A 17,118-nucleotide genomic window follows, 5' to 3' on the forward strand; every position below is an offset into this window, starting at 1 on the left:
ACTTTCTTAGTTGTTGGGTTGTAGTAGTTTACTACTTGAGCCGCAGTATTTTCGATATCTGCACCACCAGGAACATCAGCTTTAACTGTTGTTGGGATGTCGAACTTGTAGTAACGACCGAAGGCGAATTTAGTTGTGTCGATAACTTGAGTGTTTTCTGCATCGCCAAGTGACTTAGTGAAGCCATCTTTAAGTGTTGCAGTAATCACACCGTTGTTCACAGTGATATCGAATTTAGCTGTAACATCATCACCTGTTACTGAATCGTAAGCTTTAATCTTAGTAGCATCAAGTTCCAATTTAGCTTCATCGTAGTCATCTGAGATTCCTACTGATTGGATATTGTCCTTGTTAGCTGCGTCGAATTTAGTTGTATCAAGCCATACTTGGTAAACCAACTTGTCGCCACGGTTAACAGTCTTAGTATTCAAGTTTTGAGCTTCGTTGTTTGAGGCATCGTCAGCGTATGGGTTCGCATTTGTATCTGCGTACTTGTCTGCCAACTCTTTATCGTCATCAACGAGCTTATCACCAGTGATATCGAATTTCTCTTCAGAGACAACATATTTCTCTGGTTGGAACTTAGGTTCTTCTGGAGGGCGAACTGTGTTGTTAAATTCTTTATCCGCAGGTTCTGTCACATTTGTGATCAAGGCTTTGGCTGTACCGTCATGAGAAACAGTAACAGTTACAACAGCAGCCATTGTATCGTAATCGACAGTTGCATCTGTACCCTTAACCTCTGTTACAGTGTACTTGTAAGTACCTTCTTGACCCTTCTTGTATTTAAGGGCTGTAACAGTTTTACCAGCTTTATTTGTGTACTCTACTGGAGAGAATTTAATCTTACCAGCTGCATCGTTGGTTGCAGTTGCAATCACAACATTGTCGCTATCTTTCAACTCGAATGTGAATTCGCCAGCTTTAAGGTCACGACCTTCCAATTTCTTAGTGAAGTTGAATTCTACTGAGATTGGAACACTGTTGACACGTTTTTCAGTTGGTTTGTTTGGTTTTTCAACTGTCTTGCTTACTGGGTTGTAGTAGTTAACAACTTGAGCTGCTTTGTTTTCGATATCTGCACCAGCTACAACATCGTCTTTCACTGTTGCTGGAATATCAAATTTATAGTAGCGTCCAAATTCAAACTTAGTTGTATCAATGATTTGTGTATTTTCAGCGTCGCCAAGTGACTTAGTAAAGCCAGCTTTAAGGTTAGCTGTAAGAACACCGTTGTTATCAGTGATATCGAACTTGTTAGTAACATCTGCACCAGTTACTGAATCATAAACCTTGATGTCTGAAGCATTAACAGTCAATTTATCCTTGTCGTAGTTATCTGTGATTCCTACTGTTTGGATGTTGTCTTTGTTAGCTACATCAAATTTAGTTGTATCCAGCCATACTTGGTAGTAAAGTTTAGATCCACGTTCAACTGTCTTGGTATTCAAGTTTTCAGCTTCGTTGTTGTCTGTATTATCAACATATGGATTGTTGTTTGTTTCACCATATTTATCTGTCAATTCAGAATCATCATCAACGAGTTTAGTACCAGTGATATCGAATTTCGCTTTAGAAACAACGTATTTCTCTGGTTGGAACTTAGGTTCTTCTGGAGGTGTTACACGGTTGTTGAATTCTTTATCAGCAGCATCTGTTACGTTGGCAACGATTGCTTTAGCTGTACCGTCGTGTGAAACAACAACTTTAACAGTGGCAACCATTGTGTCGTATTTGACAGTTGTATCTGTACCAGGAGTTTCTTCTACTGTGTAGTTGTAAGTCTTACCAAGATCATCGCGACCAAATTTAAGAGTCTTGAAGACAATCTTACCAGCAGCGTCGTTCTTCACGCGTTCAACTTCAACGCCGTCTTTCTTCAATACGAATTCGAATTCGTTAGCTTGAAGTTCACGACCTTCCAAACGTTTAGTGAAGTTCATTTCCACTGGAACTGGAACGCTGTTAACACGTTTTTGGGTTGGTTTTTCAGGTTTTTCAACTGTCTTGCTTACTGGGTTGTAAACGTGAACTGTTTGGTTGGCTGTATTTTCAATATCAGCACCAGCTTTAACAGATTCTTTAACAGTTGCTGGGATATCAAATTTATAGTAACGTCCAAATGCGAATTTAGTAGTATCGATAACAGGATTGTTTACTTTATCTTTGATAAATTCATCTTTAGAAGTTGCAGTGATTGTGCCATTTTCAACTTTGATGTCGAATTTAGCAGTCACGTCTACACCAGTTACTGAATCGTATGCTTTGATGTCAGCAGCGTTAACGTTCAATTTTTCTGCATCGTATGTATCAGATACACCAACGTATTGGATGTTGTTAGCTTCTGTGAATTTAGTAGTATCAAGCCATACTTGGTATACCAATTTAGAACCGCGTTCAACAGTCTTAGTATTCAAGTTTTCTGGTTCGTTGTTTTTAACACCATCAACATATGGATTCTCATTTGTTGCTGTGTACTCGTTACCAGGTACATCATCGTCGTCATCCATCAACTTGTCACCAGTAATGTCATATTTCTCTTTAGAAACGACAAATTTTTCTGGTTGGAATTCAGGAGTTTCTGGAGGAGTGACTTTGTTGTTGAATTCTTTATCTGCAGTACCGTCAGTTGCATTACCGTTAGCGTCTACACCACCAGTTGATGTAACGTTTGTAACAGTAGTCAATGTGTGACCGTTCTTAGCAACTTCAACTGTAACAGTAGCTTTCATCTTATCGTAAGTCATACCAAACTCTTTGTTGGCTGGGATAACTTCTTCTACTGTATAAGTATGAGTACCTACTTTAGTGTTGTCGAATGACAAGTTAGAGAATGAAACATTACCAGCAGCATCATTTTTAACTGTTTCAACTACTGCACCTGTAGAATCTTTCAATACGAAGCTGAATTCACCTGCTTTAAGTTCACGACCTGCCAATTTCTTAGTAAAGTCGAACTTAGTTACAACTGGAGCAACTACATAGTTGTTGAACTCAGTGTCTTCAGGCATTGTAACAGCAGTACTCAAGAGACCTGTAGCGGCATCTTTAGTAACTTTAACTTTCACTACTGCGTTCATAGTATCGTAATCGATATTTGTATCGTTACCAGCTTTTTCACGCACAGTGTAAGTGTGTTCACCTTCAGCGCTGTATTCAATCGCATCAAATGTGATTGAACCATCTGCAGCATTTTTCTTAGTTTGGATTACATTGCCATTTTCAAGCAATTCGAATGTGAAGGCATCTGCTTCAAGTACTTTACCTTCAAGACGTTTAGTGAACTTGAATTGAGCTTGAGTAGGAGCTGATGTGAAGGTATTGTTGAACTCTGTATCTGCAGGAAGAGTATTTGTTGCTTTAAGTACGTGACCTTCTTTAGTAACAGTAATTGTTACTTCAGCTTTCATCGTATCATATTGCATTCCTGCTTCAGAACCTTGAACTTCTTCTACAGTGTACTTGTGAGTGCCAACTTGTGTATTGTCAAAAGTCAAATCGTCAAAGGCTACAACACCTTCTTTAGTATTTGTCTTAGTTTGAAGAACTTTACCAGTTGAATCTTTCAATACGAAGCTGAATTCACCAGCTTTCAACTCACGACCCGCAAGAGCTTTGCTGAAGTCGAAACGAGTCTTAACTGGAGCTACTGCAAAGTTGTTGAACTCTGTATCTTCTGGCATTGTAACATTAGCAGTCAAGATACCAGATGCAGCATCTTTAGTAACGTTAACAGTTACTACTGCATTCATATCATCGTAATCGATGTTTGTATCTGTTCCAGCTACTTCACGTACTGTGTAAGTGTGAGAACCTTCTTTATCGTAAGAAATAGCGTCGAATTGGATTGTTCCGTCAGCCGCATTCTTCTTAGTTTGGATTACTTTACCATTTTCAAGCAATTCAAATGTGAAGGCATCCTTAGTGAGCTCTTTACCTTCAAGTTTCTTAGTAAACTTGAATTGAGCTTGTGTTGCAGCAGGAGTGAATGTATTGTTGAACTCTGTATCTGCTGGAAGAGTGTTTGTTGCTTTAAGAACGTGACCTTCCTTAGTAACAGTGATTGTTACTTCAGCTTTCATTGTATCGTAAGTCATACCAGCTTCTTTATTTTCTGGAATAACTTCTTCTACAGTGTACTTGTGAGTACCAACTTGAGTATTGTCAAAGGTCAAATCATCAAAGGCTACAACACCTTCTTTAGTATTTGTCTTAGTTTGAAGAACTTTACCAGTTGAATCTTTCAATACGAAGCTGAATTCACCGGCTTTCAACTCACGACCTGCGAGAGCCTTGCTAAAGTCAAACTTAGTTTTAACTGGAGCTACAACGTAGTTGTTGAAGACTTTATCATCTGCGCTTGAGGCAAATCCACCAGTACCACTGTATTTAACTGAAGCTTGCAAATCACCTTTAGAGTTTTCAGTTACAGTAACAGTCATCTTAACTGTCATGCCATCGTAATCGACGTTTGTATCTGATCCTTTAACCTCAGTGATTGTGTAAGTGTATGTACCAACTTTATTAAAGGTTAATTTGCTAAATGTTGCTTTGCCGTTTTTGTTAGTGACAGTTTCTTCATATCCTGGTAGTGATTTATTTTCTTGATCTTTTTCAATCTTGAAGCTAAATTCACCATCAACAAGTACACGTCCTTCAAGTTGTTTTTCAACTTCTGGAGTTACTGTTACAGGTTCTTGTTTAACATAGTAGTAGATTGGTTGTTTATATGGTGTCAATGAGTTGAGCAAGTCAACGTTGGTACCAATACCATTTACCCCACGAATCAATTGTTCGTTTGGAGAAAGGTGTCCAATATTATCTCCCAAGAATGGAACAAAGACAGTCTTATACGGTGTGTATCCAGCAGCTTTTTGGAAGTCAAAGGGAACTTCCTTACCATTTGCATAGGTTACACCTTTACTATCAGTGAAAGCAATTGTATTAAGAGGTGATTTCTTAACAGCTAATTCTTGTTTGTTGTAATCACCTGGTTTAATTGGTTTCGTTTCTGCTAGCAACATGTAGCCATCAGTGCTCAATGTACCATCAGAACGTTTGTTTTGTTGTTTCGGATCTAGTAAGTAAACGCGAACAACTACAGTTCCATCTTCACCTACAATTTCTTTAATACGTTTAATTCCTGCACGCTCAGCATCCATGAATTTCGTACCAACAGTGTAAGGACGGCTTACATAACCTGATTGATCATTTGCATCAGCTGCTTGATAAAGTTTGTATCCATCAAATTGGCGCTCTCCAGATGCTGTGAAGTTTTGACCTTCCATAGCTTTAAGAGTGTATGAAGCTAAGTCTACTTCATTACCATTTGCTTTATAATCTTGAACAGTTACATCAGTTTTATTCGCATTAAATGTTGGGTTGTTTTTATCAACTACTTTATAGTAAGTTGTTTTATTAACTGATACTGGAATCTTGGCATTAGTATCCGTAATCGTACGACCGTTATAAGCTGGTTCTACAACGTTGATAATATCTGTTGATGTACGAGCAGCATAAACAGCATCGTATAATTTTTGTTCGTCAGGTGTAAGTTGGTGTCCTGGTGCAACTAAAGCTTGAATACTTGCTCCAACTTCATAACCAAACTGAATGAATGGTTGGTCAGTTTTACCAGGGCCAGCTCCTGTACCTGGATCGTAATCAACTTGGAAAGTTAATTCTCCCCTAGATGCAGACTTGGTAGTCGTGAATTTTTGAATACCACTAGAAGCTGTAATCGTTCTTGTTTCTACTACATTGCCAGTGTTTTTATCCATCAATTCAACAGTCGTATCTGTTGAAGCATCAAACCTCTTGTAAGCACGTACATAGTAGTTTGTATTGTAACGTTCATTGAAACGAGTAAGGTCTACAATACTATAAGTGTATACATCGCCTTCTTTAGCAGAATAGCCTGATGGTACAGTTTGCGAACGAACACTTGCACCATTTGGATCCGTCATATCAGGTGTAGCAACTTCACCGTCTTTTAGGAAAGTTGCTACAGCAACCGGCTCGTTATTGTGGTCTGTAGCGGCACGACGGTTACGACGGCGGCTTGCTACCATAGCACCAGCATTTGTACGTTCCTCATTTGCTCTTGCAACTGAAGCACGGTCTACACCAGCGCTTGCTACGTTAGCACGTGTAGCAACATTTGGTTGAGCGCTTGTAACTTCTGCCGCAGTTTCGGCTGCTGCAGTTTCTTCAGCTACTGGAGCTGCTGTTGCTGCAGAACGATTAGCTGCTGTAGTTGAAGCGTTTGAAGCTGCTGTCGCTGAAGCTGTTGTTTCAACGTTGTTGCTGGCTGCAGCTGTTGATGCTGCTGTTGTTGGCTTAGCTGCTTCTGAAGTAGCTTTCTCAGTTGGTTTTGCAGCCTCTGAAGCTGGTTTTGCTGCTTCAGGTTTTGCAGTTTCTGTAGCTTGTTTGTCAGTTGTCTCTGCGGCAGCCTTATCTGTTGCTGATGCTTCTGGCGTCAAGTTAAATGTTGACGCAGTTGCATCAGTAGAAGATACAGCTGCAGTAGGATCTGCTTGAGCTGTTGATGCTGTAGACGTCTCAACCAGGTCTGACGAACTTTCGCCCTCAACTGATGAACCAGGGTTTGATGAAGAAGCATCGGGTGCTATGACTTCATCAGCCTGTGCAGTATGAGCAGCAAAGAGTGCCGTTCCTAGCAAGACTGAAGCGACACCAAACGAATATTTACGCAATGAAAATCGTTGGCGTCTGTTAAAAATGTCTTTCATTTCAAGTCTCCCTCTGTATGAAATAGTTAGTTATAGGTCACGAGTATACAAGAATCCTATACTTGAACTCATGATTCTATTACATTCTAACATTCTGACAATTTATGGTCAAGTGATTAAGTCAACTTTTTTAAAAAAAATCAAGTTGTCTGACAATTCAGCCAACAACTTTTGTTTGTTTTTTTCCTTTACAAGTGTAAAACCCTTGATTTTATTTGCTTTATACCGTTTTCAAATTTCTATTTTATTTTCTTTTCATTCCTAACTTTCTCATGTTTTTCACGGAAGATGTTAGACTTATGAGAGGATTTAACTCATTTTATTGGCTGATTTTCTTACTTTTATTCTAATTTTTGCCTTCTTATTACAAACCATCCGATTCTGTAACACCCTCGATAAACCATTGATATACAATTTAATAATTGCCTTTCACGACCATAGTCACCTACTACATTTTCAAAAAAATAAAAAACCCAAGCATCATAAACTTGAGTTAATCATCTTATTAGTTTCAGAGGTAACTTCCTCTATTTTTTTCTGATATGGTTGTCATTCCAAGACTGTAATTCTTGATAGGACTTGACTTTACCTTCTTCCTGAGTCGGTCTAAAAGCCCTAACCGGTAACTCGTAGGCATCCTGCCCTTCAGGTGCCATCCAATGGAGCAAGGTATTGAACCAGGTTTCGTTATTGATTTTACTTGGAAGGGTATAGATTCTAGCATGTTTGGTCTTAACAGCTTCATAGGCTTCCTTTTGCTCTTTGGCAAAATTGGTACTATCCATATTGAGGCTCCTGTCTTTTTCAGAAATGTAATAAAGAGCAGGTAGACTAGCAATTGGCGTTCCAGACGGATTATCAAAATCCTTACCATTAGTTGCACCTGGCCACATCTCAAGACCAAAAGGCTCTAAAGTCTTACGCATATCAACATTAGCGTACTCCAATTCCGAGTCCAAAGTATTCGAGTTAGCTGAGATATTCATCTCCTCGATTTTTTGAGTTTTGAGATTGAGGTATTTTTTATTAGAAGCAAAATCAGCTGACGATGCACCAAAAGGCATTTGTAAGTAGGCTTGGTCATTAAGCATGAAAAGCCTTAGACCTGCCTGATTTAAATAATCTTCATCCCCAGCTTTTTTAGCCAATTTCAAAAGGTCAATTTGTTTAGGTTTCTGATTTGGTTTTTCCGTGTCATACACATAGATATTAAAGTAGTCATATTTATAAAGAGTTTCACCCTTGGCATTTTTCTTACCAGATACATCACCCTTGTACTCTTGAGTGACTAGGTATTGACCAGCTACCCCCACAATGTTAAACATGTTTCTATCATGACCAGGATTTGGTGTCACGAGTAGAAATTCCTTATTATCCCCGAAGGTTGTCAGGGTGATTTTAAATAAGGGATCTTCTGCATTACTGCCAGAATAGACAGTTGTACTTGACTTGCTAGATGAGGCTGAGCCCTTGGTAGCCTTACTGCTACCACTCACAGCAAAAAAGATAGCCGTTCCTGCGATTACAAAAAGCAATGCCACTAAGAGACCTATAAAAACAATTTTTGTTGTCTTATCCCCCTTAGGGGTTGGTTTCTTTACAAACTTATTTTCCATAATAATCTCCATTTTTCAGTATTACTTCTAGTATAGCATAGGTGGGGACTATTGATAAGGTGCATCGGCGGTCTAAGAGGGCTTGATTTTTGATTTTCATTTGACAAAATCCGTTAGACAGCGTACAATCGAGACAAGTAACATTCGGAGGTAAATGGAGACATGAACAACTAAATCTATTCACAATAAACCTGCTTTATTTGATAGATTGTTTTCATGTCTTTTTTGCGCTCTTTTTCTGTAGAAAACTTGTTGATGGTATCCGCGCTTTTTTGCGTCCACACCATCACTATCTCCTAGAGAGCTTTTTAGCTAGATTCATGACAGTTCTATCTTATAAGGTAGGACTGTTTTTTGACCTTTGATATTGTCCATATTTTTCATGAAACAATATCTACAAGCACTCAGACCTAGGAAGTCCTATGATACAGATTCAACACCTAACCATAACACATACCAAGGATTTGCGTGAACTCGTTCATGATCTAAATCTAACGATAGCTCTAGGCGAAAAAGTCGCCATCATTGGAGAGGAAGGCAATGGAAAATCTAGTCTCCTTGCCCTTCTGGTCAATCCAAAAGCACATTTTGACCATCTTTTTTTCGAGGGAACTATTAACAAAACAGATAGCCCACAGGTCTATATTCCCCAACAGATTTCGGATAGCTTGCAATCTCTAACTCTTAACGACTACTTCTTTGCGGACACTTATGACCTTGACTATGCCATCCTCTATCGTCTGGCTGATGAACTTCGTTTTGATAGTGAGCGTTTTGCCAGTAGTCAGCTTATCTCCACTCTATCAGGTGGTGAGAAACTCAAAATTCAACTCATCCGAGAATTATCTCGTCCCCACGACGTCATTTTTCTTGATGAGCCTTCAAACGATATGGACTTGACTACTATGACTTGGTTAAAAAACTTTATCAAGCACTCTGATAAAACAATCGTCTACATCTCACATGACGAGGACCTACTAAGTCAGACAGCTGATACCATTATCCATCTGGAACTCCTTAAACGTCGTCGACAGGCGAGGACCAGTGTGGAGCACCTCGACTATGATAACTATAGCCAAAAACGCACTGATACCTTCCAACAACAGATGCAGCAAGCCAAAACCGAGAAAAAAGCCTATGACAAAGCCATGGCCAAGCATCATCGTATCAAACAAAATGTCCAAACTACCCTACGTAATACGCATGACAGCACGCAAGGACGATTGCTTGCTAAAAAGATGAAGGCAGTCCTCTCACAAGAAAAACGCTTCGACCGCCTTGCCCAAGATATGACACAGATGCCTGATAAAGAAGACAGCATTGAACTTTTCTTCTCTCATATCGACCCTCTACCTCAGGGAAAATATCTCTTAAATCTGGATGAAAAGCAGATAAACATTGCTCCTCACCTGACCATTGACCATCTCAAACTTTCTTTGAAAGGGCAAGAAAAAATTGGTATTGTTGGAGATAACGGCTGTGGGAAATCCACTCTCTTACACTATCTCTACCAAAAACTTAGCCAAAAGACAGACCTGACCATTGGCTACATGCCCCAACATTATGACACTATCTTGCCACTGGATTTGTCTCTAATAGCGTTTTTGAGTAAGACTGGCGACAAGTCTGAACGAGAGGTTATAAGCTCCCATCTCGCTAACCTCAACTTTAGTCATGATGAAATGAACCATGCAATCTCTGATTTATCTGGAGGACAGAAAGGAAAACTTCTCCTACTGCACCTGGTCTTAGAAAGCCCTCAGCTCCTTATCTTAGATGAACCAACCAGAAATTTTTCCCCCACCTCTCAACCCCAAGTCCGACAGCTCTTCGAGAACTATTCAGGGGCAATTCTGACAGTATCGCATGATGTCAACTACCTCAAACAAGTCTGCCAAAAGATCTATCGTCTAGACTCACAAGGTTTAGAAGAAGTTGAGATTTAGGATATCAAATCTATCGTTTTTACAAGAAAAGTCTCAAAAGAAACCTTTTCTTCAGATGCAAAAAAACTCAGGCAAAACCTGAGTTTTTTAGTCTTAATCAATTTCCAGACCACCGGTATAAAGTCGGTAGTAAGTACCACCTTGTTCCATAAGGCTGTCGTGGTCACCACGTTCAATGATTCGTCCGTGGTCCATAACCATGATAACGTCAGAGTTGACAATGGTTGAAAGACGGTGGGCAATAACGAAAACCGTACGTCCTTCCATAAGTCGGTCCATCCCCTCTTGCACCATTTTTTCGGTACGAGAGTCAATAGAGGATGTCGCCTCGTCAAGGATAAGAACCGGTGCATTGGCAAGGGCAGCACGCGCAATGGCGATAAGCTGACGTTGCCCATTGGACAAGCCTGCGCCGTCATCTGTAAGAACAGTGTCATACCCATTATCCAAGTGTTGTACAAAGGAATCCACGTTAGCAATACGGGCAGCTTCAAGAATTTCCTCACGTGTCGCATCGGCACGACCATAGGCAATATTATCAGCGATAGTTCCCGTGAAGAGATGGGTATCTTGAAGCACGATACCAAGTGAGCGACGAAGAGAATCTTTCTCAATCAGCTTGACATCAATACCATCATAAGTAATCACACCAGATTGGATATCGTAGAAACGGTTAATCAAGTTGGTAATCGTCGTCTTACCAGCACCTGTCGCACCCACAAAGGCTACCTTTTGCCCCTTGTCTGCATAGAGATTAACGTCATGAAGGATTTGTTTCTTACCATCGTAAGAGAAATCAACGTCTTGGAAGACCACATTTCCGACCAACTCGACCAATTCGTAGTCGCCATTTGGACGTGGGTGTTTCCAAGCCCAAAGATTGGTTTTCTTGTCTGTCACAACCATCTGACCATCTACCAATTCGTAGTTGACCAAAGTGACCTTACCTTGGTCTACTTCTTCTGGCTCATCCAAGAGGTCAAAGATACGGTCAGCACCAGCAAGTGCCATAAGAACAAAGTTCAGTTGTTGAGAGACCTGAGTAATAGGTCCGTTGAAGGAACGGTTCAATTGTAGGAAGGCCATGAGACCACCGATAGTCAAACCACCGACACCATTAAGGGCAAAGAGTCCACCAACCAAGGCGGTCAAAACAAAGGAAACATTTCCTAAGTTCCCAAGAATTGGCATGAGAACATTGGCATAGCGGTTGGCCAAGTAAGAAGATTCAAAGAGTTGCTCGTTAATCTTGTCAAAATCAGCCATGCTTTCTTCTTCGTGAACAAAGGCCTTGACCACTTTTTGACCTGACATCATTTCCTCGATGAAACCATTCTCAATCCCCAAATTCTTTTGTTGTTCACCGAAGTAACGGCCTGATTTGGCTGATACATTTTTGATGACCATAAACATGATACCTACCATGACTAGGACCACGATAAAGAGGAGAGGACTAACCGTAAGCATTGTCACTGTTACCCCGATAAGGGTAATAGCCGTTTGTAGCAACTGTGGAATGGATTGCTCAACAGCCTGACGGAGAGCATCGATGTCGTTGGTGTAGATAGACATGATGTCACCGTGTTGGTGAGTGTCAAAGTAGCGAACAGGAAGCTTTTGCATACGAGCAAAGAGCTGATTACGAAGGGAACGTAGAGAATCTTGCGAAATCGTCGCCATGAGGAGTGATGACACATAGTTGGCAATCACACCGATAAGACAGAAGACAGCCACTGAAGTCAAGAAATGTAAAAGCGGACCAAAGTCATGGCTACCAGATTTGAGCATGGGGTGAACATAAACGTCAACCAAGGACTGAATAGAAGCCGTCAAATTGACCGTTGCCAAGGAAGCAACCACAATAAGGACAAAGGCGATAGAAAGCGAAAGTTTGTAGTCTTGCCACAAAAAGCGTAGAAGACGTGCTAGAGAGCCCCAATTAGCTTTTTTCTTATTCTGCATCTGCTACTCCTTTCCCTTGTGTTTGCATCTTGTAGACGTCACGATAAATGGCATTGTTAGCCACCAATTCATCGTGGGTACCAATAGCATCGATACGGCCATCATCCATAACAACGATGCGGTCTGCATCTTGGATGGATGAAATACGTTGACCAATGATAATCTTAGTGGTGTCCTTAAGACTTGATGCCAAACCTTGACGAATCAAACTATCTGTCTTAGTATCAACCGCTGACGTTGAATCATCCAGAATCAAGATTTTTGGATTCATGAGGAGGGCACGTGCGATACAGAGACGTTGACGTTGTCCCCCTGAGACATTGGCTCCACCACGTTCAATCTTGGTGTCATAGCCATCTTTAAACTCTTGAATAAATTCATCGGCTTGGGCAATCTTACAAGCTTCAATGATTTCTTCATCTGTCGCCTGTTTATTCCCCCAACGCATATTTTCCTTAATGGTTCCTGAGAAAAGAACGTTGGTTTGAAGCACCATGGCAACTTGCTTACGCAAGCTATCCAAATCATAGTCCTTAACATCGCGGCCAGCAACCCTAACCTGACCGGCTTCCACATCATAAAGACGAGGAATAAGCTGAACCAAGCTTGATTTCCCAGAACCTGTTCCACCAAGGATACCGATAACCTCACCAGACTTAATCTCAAGCGAAATATCTTTGAGGACATGGGTCTTGTCACCATTTTCATCAGTGTATGAGAAATCCACATGATCAAAGCTGATAGAACCATCTGTGACTTCTGTCAAGCCATTTTCAGGTGAAACAATAGTAGATTCAGTATTAAGCACTTCATTGATACGCTCTACAGAGGCCATAGAGATAGACAACATGACAAAGATCATCATGAACATCATGAGTGAGATGAGGATGGTCATGGTGTAACTGAACATGGAAGTCAATTCACCTGTAGATAGCTTGCCGACAACGATAAGATGAGCACCAAACCAAGAAATCATGAGGAAGGATGCGTACATAGACAACATCATGGCTGGGTTAGACATGACAACCACACGAATAGCACGCATGAACATCTTGTAAATACGACGTGAAGCCTTCTTGAATTTATCCGTCTCTTCCTGCTCTTTAACATAGGATTTAACCACACGCATGTTGGTGATATTTTCCTTGATACTATTGTTAAGGTTGTCATAAGCCTCAAACACTTGAGTAAAGAGAGGGTATACAATCTTGGTAATAATGGCCAAAACCAGACCAAGGAAGAGGGTTACACCAACGAAAATCCAAGCCATTTCACCATTGATAAGGAAACTTGCTGCAATGGCAAAAATCAGATTAAGTGGTGCACGTACACAGATGCGGATAATCATCTGGTAAGAGTTCTGCACGTTGGTAACATCAGTCATCATACGTGTTACCAAACCACCAGCTGAGAACTTATCGATATTTTCAAAAGAGAAGGTTTGAACCTTTTTGAAAATGGCCTGACGTAGATTCTTAGCAAATCCAGCAGAAGCAAAGGCCGCATAGCGTGCCGACTGCATACCGCAGAAAAGCGACAGGAAGGCACAGACCAACATGAGGCCACCATAGAGCCAAATGTTAGACATGTTAGATTGCTGGACACCTTTGTCCAAAAGATTGGCCATGACAAAGGGAATGGAAATCTCAAACATGACTTCTAGCGTCATGAAGAGAGACGCTAGGATTGAGGGTTTCTTGTATTCCTTTATCTGGGCGATCAGGGTTTGAAACATAATTACCTCCGTTTTTATTCTTTTTCTTTTTTTCTTTTGATATTTTTCTTTTTTGATGCTTTCTTAAGTGATGGCGGACGTCAGCGACCGACTCAGTCGTTCCATGACTAGTTATCGAGCCAAAGTCTCGATAACTCCGCTTCCTATAACTGCTTCTGCAGTTATAGGAATATCATCACGGCGAAAGCATCGTTATTGGGCAGAGCGAACTGTCGAATCGTGAGCAATTCGAACAAGTGCAAATAGATTCAGGATGAGCCCTACCACGACGAAAAATATCGCCTGCTCTGTGCAGAGCGTGTTTCATGCATTGATAGATATACACCATTTTTGTAATCTATCACGGCGAAAGCATCGCTGTTGGGCAGAGCGAACTGTCGAATTGTGAGCAACTTCGAGCAAGTGCAAATAGGTTCAGAATGGTCTCGACCACGGCGAAAAATATCGTCTACTCTAGGCATAGCAAAGCTTAAAACTAACAGTCTTATGCTTATCATTTATCTATAAAAGAACGGTCATACCCTTTTGAGAGCATACAAAAGCCCCTGAGGGCAGACCCTAGGGATTTTTTCGTTCTCATATATATGTCATTAGTATAGGTTAAATTGAGTAAAATTGCAAGTACAATGTCATTTCACTAACATTTGTAAGCATTTTACGATGTTTGATAAAAAATCTCTCTAAAATCTGCTCATTTTTCACAAACTCATCATAAATGTTCGTAAATCATAGCCAAACGTAGCAGAAATTTGTTTTCTGTTCCTATTTATAATAGACTAACACTAACATTAGATGAAAAGGTGACTCTATGACTATAAATCAACTGCTTCAAAAGCTGGAGCCTACCAGCCCTATCCTTCAAGCTAACTTTGGAATTGAACGCGAAAGTCTTCGTGTCGATAGACAGGGAAAATTAGCACATACGCCTCACCCTTCTTGCCTAGGAGCTCGAAGTTTCCACCCTTATATTCAAACAGATTTTTGTGAGTTTCAAATGGAGCTCATCACACCAGTTGCTAAATCTACCACTGAGGCTCGTCGTTTTCTTGGAGCCATTACCGATGTAGCTGGACGTTCCATCAGTAAAGATGAACTTCTCTGGCCCTTGTCCATGCCACCTCGTATCAAGGCCCAAGAAATCCAAGTTGCCCAACTGGAGAATGAATTTGAACGCCATTATCGTAACTACTTGGCCGAAAAATACGGAACTAAACTTCAAGCTATCTCAGGTATCCACTATAATATGGAACTAGGGAAAGATTTGGTTGAAGCCCTATTCAAAGAAAGCGACCAGACTGATATGATTGCTTTCAAGAACGCCCTCTATCTTAAGCTGGCTCAGAACTATTTGCGCTACCGTTGGGTGATTACCTATCTCTTTGGTGCTGCACCTGTTGCTGAGCAAGGCTTCTTCGACCAAGAAGTCCCAGAACCCGTGCGTTCCTTCCGAAACAGCGACCATGGTTATGTCAATAAGGAAGAAATCCAAGTATCTTTTGCAAACCTAGAAGACTATGTCTCTGCCATCGAAAACTATATCGAACAAGGTGATTTGATTGCGGAAAAGGAATTTTACTCGGCTGTTCGTTTCCGTGGACAAAAGGTTAATCGCTCCTTCCTTGACAAGGGAATCACCTACCTGGAATTCCGTAACTTCGACCTCAACCCCTTTGAGCGTATCGGTATTAGCCAAACTACCATGGATACCGTACACCTACTCCTTCTAGCCTTCCTCTGGATGGATGCCCCTGAAAATGTTGATCAGGCTCTGGCTCAAGGTCACGCGCTGAATGAAAAAATTGCCCTCTCTCATCCTTTAGAACCTCTACCTTCTGAAGCTGAAACTCAGAACATTACGACAGCTCTAGACCAACTGGTGCAACATTTTGGGCTTGGTGACTATCATCAAGGGCTGGTTAAACAAGTTAAAGATGCCTTTGCAGATCCTAACCAGACACTAGCAGCCCAACTTCTTCCTCATATCAAAGACAAGTCCCTTGCTGACTTTGCCCTCGACAAGGCTCTTGCCTATCATGATTACGACTGGACTGCCCACTATGCCCTTAAGGGTTATGAGGAGATGGAACTTTCTACCCAGATGCTGCTCTTTGATGCCATTCAAAAAGGGCTTCATTTTGAAATCCTAGATGAGCAGGATCAATTCCTTAAACTCTGGCATAAAGATCATGTTGAGTACGTCAAAAATGGTAACATGACCTCAAAAGACAACTACGTGGTACCCCTTGCTATGGCCAATAAGACCGTAACCAAGAAAATCTTAGCCGACGCTGGCTTCCCGGTTCCTGCTGGAGACGAATTTACCAACCTAGATCAAGGTCTAGCCTACTATCCTCTTATCAAGGGCAAGCAAATTGTGGTTAAACCAAAATCAACCAACTTCGGTCTGGGCATTTCCATTTTCCAAGAGCCTGCCAGCCTTGATAACTATAAGAAAGCCCTCGAGATTGCCTTTGCAGAAGATACAGCTGTTCTTGTTGAAGAATTTATCCCAGGAACCGAATACCGTTTCTTCATTCTGGACGGGCGTTGTGAGGCTGTTCTCCTTCGTGTCGCTGCTAATGTTGTCGGTGATGGCAAACACACCATTCGTGAATTAGTCGCTCAGAAAAATGCCAACCCATTGCGAGGCCGTGACCACCGCTCACCGCTGGAAATCATTGAGCTAGGAGACATCGAACAACTGATGTTGACTCAGCAAGGTTATGCACCTGATGATATTCTCCCAGAAGGGAAAAAGGTCAATCTCCGCCGTAACTCCAACATCTCTACGGGTGGTGACTCTATTGATGTCACTGAGACCATGGATTCATCCTATCAAGAATTAGCTGCAGCTATGGCGACTAGCATGGGGGCCTGGGCTTGCGGGGTTGACCTCATCATTCCAGATAAAACTCAGCCTGCTAGCAAGGAAAAACCTCATTGCACTTGTATCGAGCTCAACTTCAATCCCTCTATGTATATGCACACCTATTGTGCTGAAGGTCCTGGACAAGCTATCACTCCAAAAATCCTAGACAAGCTTTTTCCAGAAGTTACCACAAGTCAAACCTAAAACCTAATTCTTAGGAACAAACAAATCACCTTTA

General features: G+C 41.1%; 6 protein-coding genes. 2 read left to right on the forward strand and 4 right to left on the reverse strand.

Annotated features, from left to right (window positions below; genetic code table 11):
• Together ADH51_RS02250 and ADH51_RS02255 are read right to left on the reverse strand one after the other, a co-directional pair.
• A partial coding sequence (locus tag ADH51_RS02250) for a Spy0128 family protein (protein ID WP_048674141.1) occupies nt 1-6,752 on the reverse strand: 6,752 nt, incomplete at its 3' end.
• Nucleotides 6,753-7,279: 527 nt separating this feature from the next.
• The gene (locus tag ADH51_RS02255) at nt 7,280-8,368 is read right to left on the reverse strand and encodes a hypothetical protein (RefSeq protein WP_048674143.1); all 1,089 of its coding nucleotides are present in this window, start codon (nt 8,366-8,368) and stop codon (nt 7,280-7,282) included.
• A 422-nt stretch (nt 8,369-8,790) separates the two neighbouring features.
• Between ADH51_RS02255 and ADH51_RS02260 the strand changes: the two genes are divergently transcribed.
• On the forward strand, nt 8,791-10,314 hold the full coding sequence (locus tag ADH51_RS02260; RefSeq protein WP_048674145.1) for an ATP-binding cassette domain-containing protein: 1,524 nt from the start codon (nt 8,791-8,793) through the stop codon (nt 10,312-10,314).
• A 93-nt stretch (nt 10,315-10,407) separates the two neighbouring features.
• Here ADH51_RS02260 and ADH51_RS02265 read toward each other — a convergent pair whose 3' ends face one another.
• Together ADH51_RS02265 and ADH51_RS02270 are read right to left on the reverse strand one after the other, a co-directional pair.
• Nucleotides 10,408-12,276 (reverse strand): ABC transporter ATP-binding protein, encoded by a 1,869-nt coding sequence (locus ADH51_RS02265; protein WP_048674147.1) that lies wholly within the window; start codon nt 12,274-12,276, stop codon nt 10,408-10,410.
• Nucleotides 12,266-14,011 carry an ABC transporter ATP-binding protein gene (locus ADH51_RS02270; RefSeq protein ID WP_038676472.1) on the reverse strand — a complete coding sequence of 582 codons (1,746 nt, stop codon included), beginning with the start codon at nt 14,009-14,011 and terminating at the stop codon, nt 12,266-12,268. The genes ADH51_RS02265 and ADH51_RS02270 overlap by 11 nt, the downstream gene beginning before the upstream one ends.
• 808 nt (nt 14,012-14,819) lie before the next feature.
• On the opposite strand from ADH51_RS02270, the gene gshAB reads away from it, so the two are divergent.
• Nucleotides 14,820-17,084: a bifunctional glutamate--cysteine ligase GshA/glutathione synthetase GshB gene (gshAB, locus tag ADH51_RS02275; protein ID WP_048674148.1), complete on the forward strand. Its 2,265-nt coding sequence runs from the start codon at nt 14,820-14,822 to the stop codon at nt 17,082-17,084.
• Nucleotides 17,085-17,118 lie beyond the last annotated feature (34 nt).

It is taken from the genome of Streptococcus sp. 449_SSPC, assembly GCF_001073005.1.
Lineage (GTDB): Bacteria > Bacillota > Bacilli > Lactobacillales > Streptococcaceae > Streptococcus > Streptococcus salivarius_F.

Coding starts and splice junctions, on each gene's coding strand:
- ADH51_RS02255 (WP_048674143.1), bottom strand. CDS start 8,368: ATGGAAAATAAGTTTGTAAAGAAACCAACCCCTAAGGGGGATAAGACA.
- ADH51_RS02265 (WP_048674147.1), bottom strand. CDS start 12,276: ATGCAGAATAAGAAAAAAGCTAATTGGGGCTCTCTAGCACGTCTTCTA.
- ADH51_RS02260 (WP_048674145.1), top strand. CDS start 8,791: ATGATACAGATTCAACACCTAACCATAACACATACCAAGGATTTGCGT.
- gshAB (WP_048674148.1), top strand. CDS start 14,820: ATGACTATAAATCAACTGCTTCAAAAGCTGGAGCCTACCAGCCCTATC.
- ADH51_RS02270 (WP_038676472.1), bottom strand. CDS start 14,011: ATGTTTCAAACCCTGATCGCCCAGATAAAGGAATACAAGAAACCCTCA.